Genomic DNA, 16,198 nt, shown 5'->3' with positions numbered 1-16,198 from the left:
CGAGGAGCCCCCATGGCCAAGGTACTGGTGATAGAGGACAATGCCGCGAATATGAAGCTGGCCTCGCTGCTGCTGCGCCACGCCCGCCACAGCGTGCTGTGCGCGGCAGACGCCGAAGCCGGACTGATGGTGGCCCGCAACGAACTGCCCGATCTGATCCTGATGGATATCCAGCTGCCCGGCATGGACGGCCTGGCCGCCACGGCCATTCTGAAACACGACCGCCTAACCGCCGGCATCCCCGTCATTGCCCTCACCGCCATGGCCATGAAGGAAGACCAGGAAAAGAGCCGCCTGGCCGGGTGCGACGCCTATATCGCCAAACCGCTGGGCTACCGCCAGCTGTACGCCATGATCGACGCCCTGCTGCCCGCCGGGAGCAAGCCATGAGCATCGCCACCCCCACCATCCTGATCGTTGACGACGAAGCGCAGAACCGCCGCCTGCTGGCCGTGCTGCTGCGCCCCGAGGGCTACCACACCGAAAGCGCAGCCAGCGGCGAGGAAGCGCTGAACGCGGTGGCGCATTCGGCGCCCGACCTGATCCTGCTCGACATCATGATGCCCGGCATCGACGGCTACCAGGTCGCCAGCATCCTCAAGGCCAACCCGTCCACCGCGAACATCCCCATCATCATGGTGACCGCGCACGGCGAGCGCAGCGCCCGCCTCGCCGGGCTGGAAGCGGGTGCGGAGGAATTCCTGACCAAGCCGGTCGACCGTACCGAGTTGTGGCTGCGCGTGCGCAACCTGCTGCGCCTGAAGGCCTTCGGCGACCTGCAGGAGCACAGCTTCGTGCTGGAGCAGCAGGTCGCCGCGCGCACCGCCGATCTGCAGCGCTTCCGCACGGCGATGGACGCCACCGCCGACGCCATCATGCTGGTCAGCCGCGACACCATGCGCTTCGTGGAAGTGAACGCCACCAGCTGCAAGATGCTGGGCTACTCGCGCACCGAAATGCTGGCGCTGGGCCCGGTGGCGCTGGGCGCCGTCACGCGCGAGGAACTGGAGCAGATGTACGATACCGTGATCGCCGGTCCCGCCAACAAGAAACTGAGCGAGGCGACCCTGCATTGCAAGGACGGCACGCTGGTCCAGGTGGAGGTGAACCGCCAGGCCATGCCATCCGGGAACGACTGGATCATTGTCAGCGTGGTGCGCGACATCACCGAGCGCAAGCAGGCGCAGCAAAGGCTGCAGCACCAGGCGCATCACGACGCGCTGACCGGCCTGCCTAACCGCAGCTACTTCTACGAGACGCTGGGCAAGACGCTGGCCCTGGCCGGTGGCCACGGCTGGAAGGTGGCCGTGATGTTCATCGATCTCGACCACTTCAAGAACGTCAACGACACGCTGGGCCACGCGGTCGGCGACGAACTGCTGGTCCAGTTCAGCAGCCGCCTGGTGGCTTGCGTGCGCGCGCGCGACACCGTCGGGCGCTTGGGCGGCGACGAGTTTGCCTTGATACTGGTGATGGAGCAAGGCCACCAGGGAGCGGCCCAGGTCGCCACCAAGATCCGCGATGCGCTGCACCTGCCGTTCAATCTGCAGGGCTGCGAAGTGATCATGACCGCCAGCATAGGCATCACGGTGCAGCCGGACGACGGCAATGACCCGGACGTGCTGATCAAATACGCCGACACCGCCATGTACCAGGCCAAGCATGCCGGACGCAATACCTACCGCTTCTTCACGGCGCAGATGAATGTCGACGTGCTGCAGCGCCAGGACCTGGAGAACGCGCTGCGCAAGGCCATCGAGAAGGACGAGTTCGTGCTGTACTACCAGCCCAAAGTGGCGCTGGCCACCGGCTCGGTGGTGGGACTGGAAGCGCTGCTGCGCTGGAACCGGCCCGGGTACGGCCTGGTGGCGCCGGCGCTATTCATTCCCGTGCTGGAGGAGAGCGGCCTGATCGTCCGGGTCGGCACCTGGGTCATCGCCACAGCCTGCCGCCAGATCAGGGAATGGCAACTCGGTGACGTCGGGCCGGTGCAGGTGTCGGTCAACGTCGCGGGCCGCCAGTTCCGCGAGGGCGATCTGGAAGCCGATGTGGCGCGCGCGCTGGCCGACACCGGCATTCCGCCCGGCTTGCTGGAACTGGAGCTGACCGAAACGTCGCTGATGGTGAACACGGAGCGCACCATCGCCTGCCTGCGCAATCTGCGCCAGCGCGGCGTGCAGGTGTCCATCGACGACTTCGGCACAGGGTATTCCAGCCTGGCCTACCTGCGCCGCTTCCCGGTCGACAAGCTGAAGATCGACATCGCATTCGTGCGCGACGTCACCAGCAATCCGGACGATGCGGCCATTGTGCGCGCCATCATCACCATGGCGCACAGCCTGCACCTGGTGGTGATCGCGGAGGGCGTCGAGACGCCGGCGCAGCAAAGCTATCTGCTGCGCCACCGTTGCGACCAGATACAGGGCTATCTGATCAGCCGGCCCTTGCCTGCCGGGCTGATCGCCCAGCTCATGATGCTGCGCAAGGCCCGTAAGCAGCCGGCCGCTGCGCAAGCGGTGTGGCCGGCGCTGCTGATCGTGGATGACGACCCGTTCATGCTGGAACTGCTGGCTGCCCAGCTGGGCGGGGAACCATACCGCTTGCTGCAGGCGGAGTCGGGAGCCCAGGCGTTCGAGGTGCTGGCTCAACACGAAGTCCAGGTCATCCTGTGCGACCAGCGCATGCCCGACATGGAGGGAACGGCGTTCCTGGACAAGGTGAGAGCCATGTATCCAGGCACGTTCAGGATAGTCCTGTCCGGCGAGGCCGACCTGGCAGACATGATGGCGGCAGTCAACCAGGGGGTGATCGACCGCTTCTATACCAAACCTTGGGACCAGGGGACACTGCTGAGCAGCATACGGCAGGCATTCCTGCACGCGAGCCAGCGATCGGCCGGCGCGGGCGTGGAGCTGACGGACGCCTAGCTGCGGGCGCGGGGCTGCGGGGCCTGCTGCGCTAGCGGCGGCAGCCTGGCGTCGAAAAGATCGGTATGGCCGTATCCTTTTGAGTAATCCAGCAGCGAGATCACTTGCGGATCGAGCCGCAAGAAAACCACCCCTCCCCACGGATGGCCTTCGGTGCCGGACAGCGCATGCCGAAAGAGCGGATAGCGCTGCAGCAGCGATTTCGCCGTGCTAGACACCTCTTCCTCTCCCGTGACGAAAGTGGCGATCGCGCCGATCGATAGCGCCTGGACCGGCTCCCCGCTGCGTCCCGGCGGCAGGATGGTAAACGACACCCTGCCATCGGTTTGAATATTGTGCGCCTTCTGGCTATCCAGCCCTATGGCGGCAAACAGCACCAGGCCCTTGCTGGCATAGTTCAGGATGCTTGCCTGCGGAAAGCCGTCAGGCCGGGTGGTGGCCAAGCTCAGTTCCTGGCCCGTGGACATCAACTGCAAAATAAGTTTCAGTTCCTGTTCATTCATCGTTTTCATAGCGCACCTCCTCATCCTGCCTGCCCCAAAACGGCCGGGCTGTCAGACAGTGTGCGCCTCCTGCCAAGAGGCGGCGCACGTCTGCGGCGTGCTTGGCAGCCGATCATGCTAAGATGGTTTTTCTATACGGGAGGATGATATGACCATCTATCGCCCAGAGGGGCGTACGGCGTATCTTGACTTCGCTGCAGCGCTTACCGAGGAACAAGAAGTTGCATACGAACTGAGCCAATGCGTGAAGGTCGAGGTGTACGGACTCATGGCGCAGGACCTGTTCGACCGCATGACGGCGGCGCACGCAAAAACCGCGGCAGCTTTCGCGATCATGCAGTGCTTTCAGTACGATAAGGCATAACAAGCGGCGCCTTTGACGGCGCCGGGTCCAACGTTGCCCTACGACGTTGCCCTACGTGCCCAGCTGTTTCCGGCGCGCCCAGCCCACCAGTCCCAGGCCGGCCAGCAGCATGCCGTAAGTGGCCGGCTCCGGAACCGGCGACAGCAGCGCGCCGGTGCAGAACGTGCCGCCGGTTTGGCACACCTCGGCGGCGATCTGCCCGTTATCGTTAATGTCCGATACCCTCGCCACGCGCCAGCCCGCCGCGCCAACCAGCAGCGTGTCCAGCGCATACTGAACGCCATCCTGGTAGAGGTAGCCGTGCACGCCGTCGAAGCTGCTGCCTGCGCCATTGGTGAAGATGCCGACGACGTCACCGTGATTGTTGATGGCTTCGGCCGTATTGTAGAAGGCAAAGCTGCCCAGCGCTTGCATCTGGCCGTTCTCATAAATGAATGCCTGCTGGTGCCCATCGCTGCCGTAGCTTGAGCTGCCCACTGCCACGCCGGCATCGTTCATGTCATATGCGAAGCTGGTTGACGACGTGCTGGTCGTCGGCAGCAGCCCCAGGTCCACCAGTTGGCCGTTGACCACCAGCTGGGCCCGCGCAGGCCCTTCGTCCGCAGACGAATAGCCGGCCACGTCGCCGCTGGCGTTGATGGCTTCCGCGTAGTCGATCGGCAGCAGCGTGGCGGCGCCGTTCTGCCACAGGAACGAGGTGGCGCCAAAGCTGTTCTCGGTGGTTGCCGCCACCACGCCGGCACTGTTGATGGCCCGCGCCTGCGTGTAATGGAAATTGGGCGACGCGACCACGTCCGGCAGCGTGGTGCTCACGCCGTTTTGGTAGACCACGGCGCGCACCACATCGACGCCGTTTTCAACGGTGGCCAGGCTTGCGCCGACGACTTGTCCTTGCGCCCCGACGCCGCGCGCAAAGCTCATCCCGGGCAACTGGGTGAGCTGCCCCGCCTGCCAGGTGAACGAGCGCTGTCCCTCAGGCGTGTTGTAGACGCCCACCACCTGCGCGGCATTGTTGAGCGCGAGGGGGCTGTAGAACTGGTCCGTGGACAGCAGCGTAACTTTGTAGTTGGGCGCGGCGAAAGCAGTGGGAACACAGGCGGCAAACAGCAGCGCCGACAACAAACGGTTGCGTGCAGGCATGACGATTCTCCAAGGTTGTTTAATTACTACGGGGGGGCCGATGATATACCTGCCCGGCCGTACGCTGGCGCGCACGATACGGTCTGGAAAAAAGATGTCACAAAAGAACGGACTGCCTCGTCTTGAGAGGGAGCGCGGCAAATCTGCCGGTGCCGCCCCCCGCAACCCAAGGAGTCCTCACATGTCAAAGCAAGGCCTGAACCACACCCAGCAATCCCTCCCGAACCCAAGCGCCCCGCATGGCGACCGCGCGTTGAAGCTGCGCAGGGAGCGTGTTTGATGAACGTCCTTATCTTTGGCGCAACTGGATCGACGGGCCGGCTTGTCGTTGAGTCCGCCTTGTCCGCCGGCCACGCAGTCACGGCCTTTGTGCGCGACCCCAAACGCGTCCACCTGACGCATGCGAATCTCCGCGTCGTCCAGGGGGATGCCATGGATCCGGCCGCCGTGGCAGCTGCGGTCCGGGGCGCGGACGCGGTGATCTGCACCTTGGGTGTGATACCTCAGGCGAAACAGGATCTGGGGCGGCGCCAAGTCGGTGTGCCGGTGTGTTCGGTGGGAACCAGGAACATTCTGGCCGCCCTGCCCGGAGGCCGGGGCCGGCTCATCGTCGAGAGTTCGGTGAGTGTCGGCGAGAGCTACCGCACCGGGAGTTTCGGCGCAGGCTTCCTCGTCAAGCTCGCGCTCAAGGAGGTGATGGCAGACAAGGAGCTGCAGGAATCGGCGGTCCGGGAGAGCGGCTGCGACTGGACCATCGTCCGTCCCGCAACACTGACCAACAAGCCAGCCCGCGGCAACCTGAAGTCCGGCACCAATCTGCGATGGAACATCATCTCAACGGCGACGCGCGCGGACGTGGCCGACTACATGGTGGCGATTCTGAACGACGCCACGACCTATAAGCAGGCCATCACGCTGCGCAACTAGCTTTTTTGTGTCCCGGTGAAGCGCCGGATGAACGCCTTACCGATTGACTCATTTGATCTATACTTCCATCTCAAAGGAGACAATCATGCCGCGTTCCAAAGCTCTTGGAAAGCCGGCCCCAGCACGTAAAGCGCCTGCAAAAGCGGCGCCGGCGGCAGCCAGCGGTTCCTTCGTGCAGGCCACCCCCAAAGGGCGCGGGACGGTCACGATTCTTGACACCGATTTCCTCCGTGGCACGAACCTCTATCGAGTTGATCCGCAAGCGCGCATTGCCGCCATACGGAAGGGTATTCCGGCCTCGATGGTCGGCGAGCTTTCGTCGGCGATGGGTATGAGTAAAGAACTACTGCTGGGCAGCCTCGGCCTGTCCCGCGCGACCATCAGCCGCAAGGAAAGGGACGAGACGGTATTGTCGAAAGACGAATCCGAGCGCGTCCTGGGCGTTGCGTCCTTGATCGGCAAAGTGCAAACGATGGTCGAGGAATCCGGCGATCCGACCGGCTTTGACGCGGCACAATGGCTTGCGGACTGGCTGGCCAGACCACTCCCAGCCCTTGGTGGAGCAACGCCGGCGAGCTACATGGACACTTTCGAGGGACAAAAGCTGGTAGCTGAATTGCTGTCCATGAGCCAGAGCGGGACCTACGCGTGACGATGCCCTTGTGGCGCATTGCTGTCGAGACGCCAAGCTATGCAGCCAATGACCTTAGCGGCGCGGGCGCCAAGATGACGGGGGGACGTTGGAACAGCGTTGGCACGCCGCTCATCTATAGCGCCGCTAATATTGCGCTGGCGACGATTGAAACGGTCCTGCACATACGCGGTGGCGGCCTGCCATTCAATCGTTTCCTGGTGCGGATCGATGTTCCTGACGATGTCTGGGCCGCGCGCATAGTGCTGGACCCGCTGCCTGGCGGCTGGGACGCCGTTCCGGCGGGCATGACAAGCCGGTCGACGGGCGACGCCTGGGTGGCGTCGAACAACTCCGCATTACTGCTGGTGCCATCGGTGAGCGTGCCTGATGAATACAATGTGCTGATTAATCCGCAACACCCGGACGTGGCGTCCCTTACCGCGACGACAGTGAAGCGCTGGATTCACGATCCCCGTTTCTGTGCCTAGAACCATAACCTTGCCACGGCCGGAAGCATAACCTTGCCATACAGCGATCTCCCAAAAACGCTTTGCCCGGATGGGTATAGGCAATTTTTGACTCCGCTGATAGCCCCGGAACCATAAGGTTGCCATCGCAAGACTTCGGAACCATATCCTTGCCACAGCTATAATTCCACACTTTTGGCTAACGGCACCAGCACCTAACCCCCCTACAATTCAGAAAAGACATCACCATCATGCAGCAATCGCTCTGACAGAGGTAAACACTGCGAGCCGTCTTTAGGACGGGTTGCAGGTATCCCTGACGCTGGTTATGGGCCAGTTCATGCCGGCGACCGCCAGCTGGTGGTGCCGGCTAATCGACCTGGCACCAGCGCAATGCCAACCCAGCAATCCGACCTGGTCGATGCGCTCCCTGGTCGGCTATGACCGCTGGCTGTATGAGCGCGTCAAGGGAACAACCACCTTCGACCGTCTCTGGGCGATGCTGCGCTCATACAACGGCGGCTTGGGCAATTGGCAGAAGGAGGCCGCCCTGGCCAGCACCACCAAGCGCACCGCCGTTGACGCGCAATGCGGCCGTGCCAGCCGTGCGCCGATCCATTGCACCGAGAACCTGGGCTATCCGCGCCGCATCTTGGTAACGCTCCAGGGTATCTAGGGGAATTGGTGTCCCGGTAGGAGAATAGCTGTCCACTTAGGAGAACAGCTGTCCGGGTAAGAGAAACGGTGTCCGGCAGGCCAATGCGTGGCCTGATCGATTTGCCACTCGGTGTCCAGTTTGGCGGGAGAATCGGTGTCCCAGTTGGGATGAGAATCGGTGTCCGGTCTGATGAGAATACTCAGCGTCAGCGCCGCTATCGCGGCTATTTCCGTCCAACCTCACACCGGTTTCCCAGTAATTCGAGGTACCCATTTATTTCACGGGGCAAACTAACCCTATGTCCATAGGGGGACTTGGCACTGTGCGCGCAAATCGTTTCAACTAACCCGTATTCCGACTTCTTGGCCGACCTGCGCAAGCAGCATCGCCAGACGGGCGGAATCGGGGTTTATCGCTTCTACATCTGCCCTCCCGGTCTGATCCGCCCCGAAGAGTTGCCGGCCCGCTGGGGGCTACTCTATGGTGATGGGAAGCGTGTGACGGAGATTGTCCGGCCCAAGGGCAACGTCTGGCCAGGGCTGAAAACTACAATACCCGGCTGGCTGGATTGGCAGCACGAGGCGGACCAAGACGCGGAACGAAGCGTGCTGTTCTCGATCTCCCGGCGCTTGGCGCTGAGGCAACCGATAATGAAGTGAAGTACAAGGGAAAGCGAAAAACACTTGTATCTCGTAGCGATACGCGATACAATTCTAAGCATGATAAAGACCTTTAGACACAAGGGCCTTCAAAGGTTCTTCGAGACAGGTAGCAAAACCGGTATCCAAGCTGCCCATGCATCGAAATTACGCCTCCAGTTGGCGGCCCTTGACCAGGCAATACGCGCAGAGGATTTGTCAGCCACATCGTGGAGTCTGCATCCAATCAAGGGGGCTTTAAAGGGCCACTGCGCGATCACAGTCAATGGCAACTGGCGAATGATTTTTGCGTTTGAAGGTAGTGACGCGATCCTCGTTGACTATCTCGACTACCACTAACTAAGCGGAGAATTACATGACTCGTATGCACAATCCACCTCATCCTGGGGAAGTATTGAGGGAGTACCTGGGGGACGTTACCGTAACCGATGCGGCCGCCCGGCTCGGAGTAGGTCGGGTCACTCTCCAGCGTGTCGTAACTGGCGCCTCTGGCGTATCCCCTGACATGGCCTATCGCCTGGGCGCTGCTTTTGGTACTAGCCCGGAGCTTTGGGCTGGTATGCAGCTCCAATACGATCTTCACCAAGCTGGCAAGGTCAAAAGACCCGCCATTGAACGTATTGCAGCGTAGGACGGAAAACAAGCATGAGCACAATTGAAATTCTCACGGCACAGCAGCGACCAAGTTCGATAGCTGCTTGATTGCACCGGCCAAATCGCGGTCCAAGACCTGCCTGTTGATTTGCGCCGAAAAATGACCCATCTCCCCTAGTAATTTGCAAACGAATCTGACCCACGTTTGAAGCACAATCCACCTGTCTCATCGGCAGGAGATCGGAGTGATCGACGTGGCATTGCTAGGCATAATTCGACGCTGGCACCTTCGTGACCAGGTCCCCCTCAGGGAGATCGCCAGGCGACTGGGCATCTCGAGGAACACCGTCCGGCGCTATCTGCGTTCGGAAATCACAGAGCCTTCCTATGCGGAACGGCGAGCGTCTAGTGCGCTGGACAAATACTCATTGCAGTTGTCGGGGTGGCTAAAGGCCGAGACGGTCAAGCCGCGAAAGCAGCGACGCAATTTGAAGCAGATCCACGAGGACTTGAAAGAGCTGGGTTACGAGGGATCATACGACCGCGTGGCGGCGTTCGCCAGGCAGTGGAAGGCGGGTCAATCGGACAGGGTCAATTCGGCGAGCAAACGAACATGATCATCACCACCAACTTAGGCTTTTCGGAATGGGGGGCTGTGTTTGGAGACGCTAAAATGACCACAGCGCTTCTCGATCGGCTCACTCATCACTGCCATATCATCGAGACCGGGAACGACAGTTATCGATTTAAACATAGCTCCACCCAGCCCGTCGCGAAAGAGAGGAGGTCAAGGCTAAGCGCGGCCTGAATTTTTAGAAATCAGTGAGGGTCGGAATTCAATGCAAATTCCGGGTCACTGTTCAGTGCAAATAGACAACCTCAGTCGAGGTTCACCACGTAACCTGGGTTAACGTCATCACCGAGCCGTATTCCGTTCACCGCTCGCCATCGGTACGAGAATCGCTCATCCCAGTATTGACTTAAGGTTTGGCCGGTGATGCCTGCTGAAAAAATTTGGGGAAGCGCTGTACGCTCCAACTTGGAAGCATAACTTTGCCACTGCAATTTGGAAGCATATCCTTGCCAAACGGCCAGGTTATGGTTCCAGTTACAGTTTCTTCTGGTGATCGCGTAAATGATGGTGCGGCTGGCGGGGATCGAACCCACAACCCTTGGCTTCGGAGGCCAATACTCTATCCATTGAGCTACAGCCGCGTAGAGGGAACTTCGGAGGTGACAGAAGGATACCGGGTTTCGTCTTGTGCGTCCATGAAAAGTGTCGCTTTTGCACCGTTCTGCATCCACAGGCAATCTTTTGAGACTATAATCGCCCGTTTGGCGAGCAAATGCGCTTCTTCACCTGCATGCAAAACCGATAACGTAACGCCGACGCAAGTTTCGAAATTTGTTATTAAGGAAATCATGAGCGACGCACACAACCACGAATCCGCCATCAGAACGCCCAAGCAGCTCGCAGCAGCAGTGATCGGCTTCTTCCTCATCACCGTGCTGGGCATCGCCCTGCTGGTGCAATTCGTTACCGCCACCAAGCTGACCGGCGCCGGCACCGAAAGCCAGTCGGCCGAAGCCATCAGCACGCGCTTGCAGCCGGTGGCCGATGTGGGCTTTACGCTGAAGGACGCGAACGCGCCCAAGGTGCTGCAGTCGGGCGAAGCCATCTATAGCTCGACCTGCGCGGCTTGCCATGGCGCCGGCGTGGCCGGTGCGCCGAAAGTGGGCGACAACGGCGCCTGGACCGCCCGCCTGGCCCAGGGCTATGACACGATCATGAAACACGCTATCGAAGGCCTGCGCGCCATGCCTGCCAAGGGCGGCAACCCGGATCTGGACGACGTGGAAGTGGTGCGCGCCGTGGTGTTCATGGCGAACAAGTCGGGCGGCAAGCTGAAGGAGCCTGAAGTGCCGGCGGCAGCCCCGGCTGCGGCCCCTGCGGCAGCGCCTGCCGAAGCGCCCAAGGGTTAATCGTTCCCCGATAAAAAAACCGCCCGGTTCAATGAACCGGGCGGTTTTTTTTCATCCGTGCTTACCAGATGATGACGCGCTCTTTCGGCGCCAGGTACATCTTGTCGCCCTGCTTGACCTTGAAGGCGTCGTAGAAGCCCGGCTGGTTGCGCATGGTGCCGTTGGCGCGGAACTGGCCCGGCGAGTGCGGGTCGGTCTTGATGCGGCTGATCATTTCAGGATCGCGCATCTTGCTGCGCCAGACTTGCGCAAAGCCCATGAAGAAGCGCTGGTCGCCGGTCAGGCCGTCGATCACCGGCGCCGGCTTGCCTTTCAGCGACAGCTTGTAGGCCTTGTAGGCGATCGCCACGCCGGAGTTGTCGGCGATGTTCTCGCCCAGGGTCAGCTCGCCGTTCACGTGGTAGCCGGGCAGCGGGCTGAAGGCGCTGTACTGCGCCACCAGGGCCTTGGTCTTGGCTTCGAAGTTCTTGTGGTCGGCCGCAGTCCACCAGTCGCGCAGATTGCCGTCGCCGTCGTACTGGGCGCCCTGGTCGTCGAAGCCGTGGCTGATCTCGTGGCCGATGACCGCGCCGATGCCGCCGTAGTTGACGGCGTCGTCCGCGTTGGCGTCAAAGAACGGCGGCTGCAGGATGGCGGCCGGGAACACGATCTCGTTCATTTCCGGGTTGTAGTAGGCGTTCACGGTCTGCGGCGTCATGCCCCATTCGTCGCGGTCGATCGGCTTGCCCAGCTTGTTGATTTCCTTGTTGTAGTCGGCCTGGCGCGAACGCTGCACGTTGCCCACCAGGTCGTCGCGCGTGACCACCAGCGCGGAGTAGTCGCGCCATTTGTTCGGGTAGCCAATCTTGGTGGTGAACTTGGCCAGCTTGGCTTGCGCCTGCTTCTTGGTGGCCGGGCTCATCCAGTCCAGCTTGTCGATGCTCTCCTTGTACGACACCAGCAGGTTCTTCACCAGCGCTTCCATGCGCGCCTTGCGCTCGGCCGGGAAATGCTGCTCGACGTAGACCTTGCCCACCGCTTCGCCCAGCGCGCCTTCCACCGCCACCACGCCGCGCTTCCAGCGCGGACGCTGCTCCTTGGCGCCGCTCAGCACGGTGCCGTAGAAGGCGAAGTTTTCGTCGACGAAGACTTTCGACAGGTAGGCCGCGTTGGCGCGCACGGCGTGCCATTGGAAGTAGGCTTTCCAGGTGTCCAGCGGGGTGGCCGCCAGCAGTGCACTGAAGCCTTTCAGGTAGCTCGGCTGGCTGACGATGACGTAGTCCACCTTGCCGCTGATTTTCAGCGCGTCCAGGTAGGCGTTCCAGTCGTAGCCCGGGGTCAGTTCGCCCAGCCTGGCGATCTCGACCTTGTTGTAGGCTTTCACCGGGTCGCGCAGTTCCACCTTGCTCCACTGGATCTTGGCCAGTTCGGTTTCCAGCGCAACGATGGCCTTGGCCTTGGCCACGCCGTCCTTGTCGCCCGCCAGGGTCAGCATCCTGGCGATGTGCTGCTCGTACTTGGCCAGCGTGTCGGCCAGCTTGGCGTCGTCCTGCTTCAGGTAGTAGTCGCGGTCCGGCAGGCCGAGGCCGCTTTGCACGAAGTCGACCACGTACTTGGTGGAATCCTTGTTGTCCTGGTGGATGCCCAGGTCGATGGGGGCGGCGGCGCCGGTCTGGTTGTTGTGGGCGATCAGCGCGGGCAGCTGCTTCTTGTCGCTCAGCGCGGCGATGCGGGCCAGTTCGGCGCTCAGCGGCGCGGCGCCCAGCTGTTCCAGCCTGGCTTCATCCATGTAGCTGGCGTAGAAGGCGCCGATGCGCTGCTCGTCCGCGCCGGCGTTCTGCTTGGCGGCGGCGTTCTCGATGATGGCGCGCAGCTGCGGCTGGATGTCGTCGTGCAGCTTGGCGAAGCTGCCCCAGTTGGACTTGTCGGCCGGGATCTCGGTGGTGGCCAGCCATTTGCCGCTCAGGTGCGTGAAAAAGTCGTCCTGCGCGCGCACGGACGGATCGATGTATTCCACGGCGATGCCGGACGTCAGCTTGCCGGCGGCGGGGCTTTTGGCGGCGTCGGCGGCGCCGGCGAAGCCGGTAGCACCAGCCAGCAAGGCCAGGGTCAATGCACTCAACAGATGTCTTTTCACAGGCTACTTCCCTCTCGTTGTATGTCCAGGTTTGTGTCTAGTTATATGCCCGGCTCATGGCCGGGTTTTCACTCTAGCACAGCGCCGCGGCGCCGATAACAAAAAGACCACTTATCGTGGCCTTTTTGATCCTTTCAGTTACCAGATAATCACGCGCTGTTCCGGCGCCAGATACATCGGATCGCCCTCTTTCACGCCGAAGGCGTCGTAGAAGCCGGGCTGGTTCTTCATGGTGCCGTTGGCGCGGAACTGGCCGGGCGAGTGCGGGTCGGTCTTGACCTGCTTGATCTGCGCTTCCTCGCGCATCTTGCTGCGCCATACCTGGCCGAAGCCCATGTAGAAGCGCTGCTCGCCGGTCAGATTGTCGATCACCGGCGCCGGCTTGCCGCCCAGCGACAGCTTGTATGCCTTGTAGGCCACCGCCACGCCGGAGTTGTCGGCAATGTTCTCGCCCAGGGTCAGCGCGCCGTTGACGTAGTAGCCCGGCAGCGGGCTGTAGCCGTCGTACTGCTTGGTCAGCGCGTCGGCCTTGGCCTTGAAGTTGGCGCGGTCGGCGGCGCTCCACCAGTCGCGCAGGTTGCCGTCGCCGTCGGACTGGCTGCCCTTGTCGTCGAAGCCGTGGCTGATCTCGTGGCCGATGACGGCGCCGATGCCGCCGTAGTTCACCGCGTCGTCGGCGCGCGCGTCGAAGAACGGCGGCTGCAGGATGGCGGCCGGGAACACGATCTCATTGGTGGTGGAACGGTAGTAGGCGTTCACGGTCTGCGGCGTCATGCCCCATTCCTCGCGGTCCACCAGCGCGCCCAGCTTGGCCAGGTTGCGCTTGTAGCTGAACTCGGCGGCGCGGCGCATATTGCCGGCCAGGTCGCCCGGCACGACCGTCAGCGCGCTGTAGTCGCGCCACTTGTTCGGGTAGCCGATCTTGGTGGTGAACTTGGCCAGCTTGGCTTGCGCTTCGCGCTTGGTTTCCGGGCTCATCCAGTCCAGGGTGTCGATGCTGTCCTTGTAGGCCGCCATCAGGTTCTTCACCAGCGCTTCCATGCGCGCCTTGCGGTCGGCCGGGAAGTACTGCGCCACGTACAGCTTGCCCAGGCCTTCGCCGATGGCGCCCTCGACCACCCGCACGCCGCTCTTCCAGCGCGGTTCCTGCACCGTCACGCCGTTGATGACGCCGCTGTAGAAGGCGAAGTCGGCGTCCGCGAAGGCCTTGTTCAGGTAGGGCGAGGCGTCGCGCAGCAACTGCCACTCGAAGTAGGCTTTCCAGGTGTCGAGCCCGGTGGCTTCGACGATCCTGGCGAAGCCGGCCAGGTAGCTCGGCTGGTTGACGATGACGGTGTCGGTCTTGGTGGCGATGCCGGCCTTGCCCATGGCGTCTTTCCAGTCATAGCCCGGGGCCAGTTCGGCCAGCTTGGCGATCTCGGTCTTGTTGTAGCGCTTGACCGGGTCGCGGTTGTCCACCTTGGTCCACTGCACTTCGGCCAGCGCGGTTTCCAGCGCCATGATGGCTTTCGCGTCGGCGGCGGCGTTCTTGTGGCCGGCCATGTTCAGCGTGTGCTCGATGTGGGCCACGTATTTGTCGCGCACGGCGGCCAGCTTGGCGTCGTCCTTCTTCAGGTAGTAGTCGCGGTCCGGCAGGCCCAGGCCGCTCTGCGCGATGCTGGCGGCGTGCTGGGTGGAGTTGCGCGCGTCCTGGCTGATGTAGACGCCGTACGGCACCGACACGCCGATGCGGGTCAGGTGCGCGATCATGCCCGGCAGGGCTTTCTTGTCCTTCAGGCCGCGAATGGCGCTCAGCTCGCCGGCCAGCGGCTTGGTGCCCAGCTTTTCCAGCGCCGCCTCGTTCATGTAGCTGGTGTACAGGTCGGCGATCTTCTGCGCCTCGGTGCCCTGCTTGTGCCTGGTTTTCTGGGTGTCTTCGATCAGGCCGCGCAGCTGCGGCAGGGTGTCGTCGCGCAGCTTGGCGAAGGAGCCCCAGCTGGCCTTGTCGTCGGGGATCTTGGTGGCTTTCAGCCAGCCGCCGTTCAGGTGGGTGAAGAAGTCGTCCTGCGCGCGCACGCTGGAGTCGATGTACTGGGTGTCGATGCCGGAAATCGGCGCGGCCGCCGGCGCGGGGTGGTCGCCCTCATGCGCGAATGCCTGGGTTGCCATCAGGCCGATGACCAGGGTGCTCAGCAAAGTACGTTTCAACTGCTCTCTCCTTGTTAGATGTGGTTCCCAGCGGACGGCTTGCAGCTCTTGGTCTGGCTGATGCGCACCTGGTTCCAGCCGCCATTTTAAGCGGGGCGGGCGCCGGCGGGCCGCGCCGGCGGGTGCTTTTTACTTTTCGATACACGGGGCAACAACAGGCTTAGCCACCGCCGCCCCGGCCTCCGCCCATGCCCCCCATGCCGCCGCCCATGCCGCCCTTGCCGCCTTTGTGTTCGCCACGCGGCGCACCGCCCTCTTTCGCCCGGTCCCCACGTTCACCGCGCTGGCCGCCTTCCACGCGCTGCATCTGCTCGGCCAGGAACACCGCCACCTGCTTGCGCTGCGTTTCATCAAGGGCATCGTTGACATCCAGCCACCATGCACGCAGCTGCTTTTCCTCCGCCGCCGACGCGGCCGCCTCGGCATCGACGCCGCCCGCCAGCTCGCGCAATTCGACGTTGCTGCCGTCCAGCGCGGGGCGCAGCGCGGCCTGCATGCGCTCGCGGCGCGATGCGCGTTCGCGCAGCAAGGCCCGGGTGCGGTTTTCGGTCTGCTGCCACAGCGTGGTCTGGTTGGCGTTCAGGTTCAGCTCCTTGCGGAACTCGGCGGCCATGGCCAGCAGGTCTTCGGCGCGCATCTCGCTCACCGGCACGGCGAAGGCGGGCGCGGCGGGCGGCAAGAACGCCAGCGCGCTGGTCAGCAGCAGGCCGCGCGCGCACTTCGAAATCAGCTTACTTGTCATCTGGGCTCCAGGCAAAAAAAAGCCTGCGCGGGCGCGCAGGCGGAAAAAACCACTACAGGGTAGAGAAGAACTACGAATCCAGTGTAGACCCTGATTTTGCAGGCTTCCCGGACTCTTACAATTCCTTACGGTCGTGAACGCAGGCTTTACAGTAGCGACAAAAACGCAATATTGAAGCCCTACCATGCTGTGTGTAAAACGCCGTAAAGTCGAGATAAATTACAGGCGAGCTACGCAGATTGCCGGAAATCAGGTTTATACTGAATTGGCGCGCGGTAGAGTGACTGCGGCAGCTTG

16 protein-coding genes, 1 tRNA gene and 2 pseudogenes are annotated in these 16,198 nt (G+C 62.3%); 13 read left to right on the top strand and 6 right to left on the bottom strand.

Annotated elements, in window-relative coordinates; genetic code table 11:
* Positions 1-12: 12 nt before the first annotated feature.
* Complete coding sequence (locus tag AC56DV_RS15100; protein WP_496315090.1) at positions 13-390, top strand: response regulator; 378 nt, start codon at positions 13-15, stop codon at positions 388-390.
* The gene (locus AC56DV_RS15095; protein ID WP_496315089.1) at positions 387-2,927 is read left to right on the top strand and encodes an EAL domain-containing protein; all 2,541 of its coding nucleotides are present in this window, start codon (positions 387-389) and stop codon (positions 2,925-2,927) included. Before AC56DV_RS15100 ends, AC56DV_RS15095 begins: the two co-directional genes overlap by 4 nt.
* Here the strand turns inward: AC56DV_RS15095 and AC56DV_RS15090 are convergent.
* Positions 2,924-3,439, bottom strand: coding sequence for a pyridoxamine 5'-phosphate oxidase family protein (locus AC56DV_RS15090; protein WP_496315088.1), 516 nt, complete (start codon positions 3,437-3,439; stop codon positions 2,924-2,926). The genes AC56DV_RS15095 and AC56DV_RS15090 overlap by 4 nt on opposite strands.
* A 139-nt stretch (positions 3,440-3,578) precedes the next feature.
* Between AC56DV_RS15090 and AC56DV_RS15085 the strand changes: the two genes are divergently transcribed.
* Positions 3,579-3,794: a hypothetical protein gene (locus AC56DV_RS15085; protein WP_496315087.1), complete on the top strand. Its 216-nt coding sequence runs from the start codon at positions 3,579-3,581 to the stop codon at positions 3,792-3,794.
* Positions 3,795-3,845: 51 nt separating this feature from the next.
* Here the strand turns inward: AC56DV_RS15085 and AC56DV_RS15080 are convergent, their stop codons facing one another.
* On the bottom strand, positions 3,846-4,934 hold the full coding sequence (locus tag AC56DV_RS15080) for a PEP-CTERM sorting domain-containing protein (protein WP_496315086.1): 1,089 nt from the start codon (positions 4,932-4,934) through the stop codon (positions 3,846-3,848).
* Positions 4,935-5,213: 279 nt separating this feature from the next.
* Between AC56DV_RS15080 and AC56DV_RS15075 the strand changes: the two genes are divergently transcribed.
* The 9 genes and pseudogenes from AC56DV_RS15075 to AC56DV_RS15035 form a co-directional block, all read left to right on the top strand.
* Entirely contained in the window at positions 5,214-5,861 is a 648-nt protein-coding gene (locus AC56DV_RS15075; protein WP_496315085.1) for an NAD(P)-dependent oxidoreductase, read from the top strand.
* 85 nt (positions 5,862-5,946) lie between these two features.
* Entirely contained in the window at positions 5,947-6,513 is a 567-nt protein-coding gene (locus AC56DV_RS15070) for an Xre family toxin-antitoxin system antitoxin (RefSeq protein WP_496315084.1), read from the top strand.
* Positions 6,510-6,983, top strand: coding sequence for an RES family NAD+ phosphorylase (locus AC56DV_RS15065; protein ID WP_496315083.1), 474 nt, complete (start codon positions 6,510-6,512; stop codon positions 6,981-6,983). The genes AC56DV_RS15070 and AC56DV_RS15065 overlap by 4 nt, the downstream gene beginning before the upstream one ends.
* A 307-nt stretch (positions 6,984-7,290) precedes the next feature.
* Positions 7,291-7,638 (top strand): hypothetical protein, encoded by a 348-nt coding sequence (locus tag AC56DV_RS15060; protein ID WP_496315082.1) that lies wholly within the window; start codon positions 7,291-7,293, stop codon positions 7,636-7,638.
* Positions 7,639-7,934: 296 nt separating this feature from the next.
* On the top strand, positions 7,935-8,279 hold the full coding sequence (locus tag AC56DV_RS15055) for a hypothetical protein (RefSeq protein ID WP_496315081.1): 345 nt from the start codon (positions 7,935-7,937) through the stop codon (positions 8,277-8,279).
* 60 nt (positions 8,280-8,339) lie between these two features.
* The gene (locus AC56DV_RS15050; protein ID WP_496315080.1) at positions 8,340-8,618 is read left to right on the top strand and encodes a type II toxin-antitoxin system RelE/ParE family toxin; all 279 of its coding nucleotides are present in this window, start codon (positions 8,340-8,342) and stop codon (positions 8,616-8,618) included.
* A gap of 16 nt (positions 8,619-8,634) precedes the next feature.
* Positions 8,635-8,910, top strand: a complete 276-nt coding sequence (locus AC56DV_RS15045; RefSeq protein ID WP_496315079.1) for a HigA family addiction module antitoxin — start codon at positions 8,635-8,637, stop codon at positions 8,908-8,910.
* Between the two features lie 208 nt (positions 8,911-9,118).
* Positions 9,119-9,445, top strand: a pseudogene (locus tag AC56DV_RS15040) (helix-turn-helix domain-containing protein); the annotation flags it as partial.
* A 29-nt stretch (positions 9,446-9,474) separates the two neighbouring features.
* A pseudogene (locus AC56DV_RS15035) lies at positions 9,475-9,681 on the top strand (ATP-binding protein); the annotation flags it as partial.
* 331 nt (positions 9,682-10,012) lie between these two features.
* Here the strand turns inward: AC56DV_RS15035 and AC56DV_RS15030 are convergent.
* A tRNA-Arg gene (locus AC56DV_RS15030) sits at positions 10,013-10,088 on the bottom strand.
* A gap of 207 nt (positions 10,089-10,295) precedes the next feature.
* Between AC56DV_RS15030 and AC56DV_RS15025 the strand changes: the two genes are divergently transcribed.
* A complete protein-coding gene (locus AC56DV_RS15025; RefSeq protein WP_496315078.1) occupies positions 10,296-10,856 on the top strand; it encodes a c-type cytochrome in 561 nt (186 codons plus the stop codon).
* Positions 10,857-10,917: 61 nt separating this feature from the next.
* On the opposite strand, the gene AC56DV_RS15020 is transcribed toward AC56DV_RS15025, so the two are convergent.
* The 3 genes from AC56DV_RS15020 to AC56DV_RS15010 all read right to left on the bottom strand — a co-directional run bounded on the left by AC56DV_RS15020 (position 10,918) and on the right by AC56DV_RS15010 (position 15,901).
* Positions 10,918-12,972, bottom strand: coding sequence for a M13 family metallopeptidase (locus tag AC56DV_RS15020; RefSeq protein WP_496315077.1), 2,055 nt, complete (start codon positions 12,970-12,972; stop codon positions 10,918-10,920).
* Between the two features lie 138 nt (positions 12,973-13,110).
* Complete coding sequence (locus AC56DV_RS15015; RefSeq protein ID WP_496315076.1) at positions 13,111-15,159, bottom strand: M13 family metallopeptidase; 2,049 nt, start codon at positions 15,157-15,159, stop codon at positions 13,111-13,113.
* 160 nt (positions 15,160-15,319) lie between these two features.
* Positions 15,320-15,901 (bottom strand): hypothetical protein, encoded by a 582-nt coding sequence (locus AC56DV_RS15010; protein ID WP_496315075.1) that lies wholly within the window; start codon positions 15,899-15,901, stop codon positions 15,320-15,322.
* Between the last annotated feature and the right edge of the window lie 297 nt (positions 15,902-16,198).

It is taken from the genome of Massilia sp. BGA-UO-ETr-WB1 (assembly GCF_059567845.1).
This window is presented reverse-complemented; position numbering and strand designations above follow the sequence as displayed.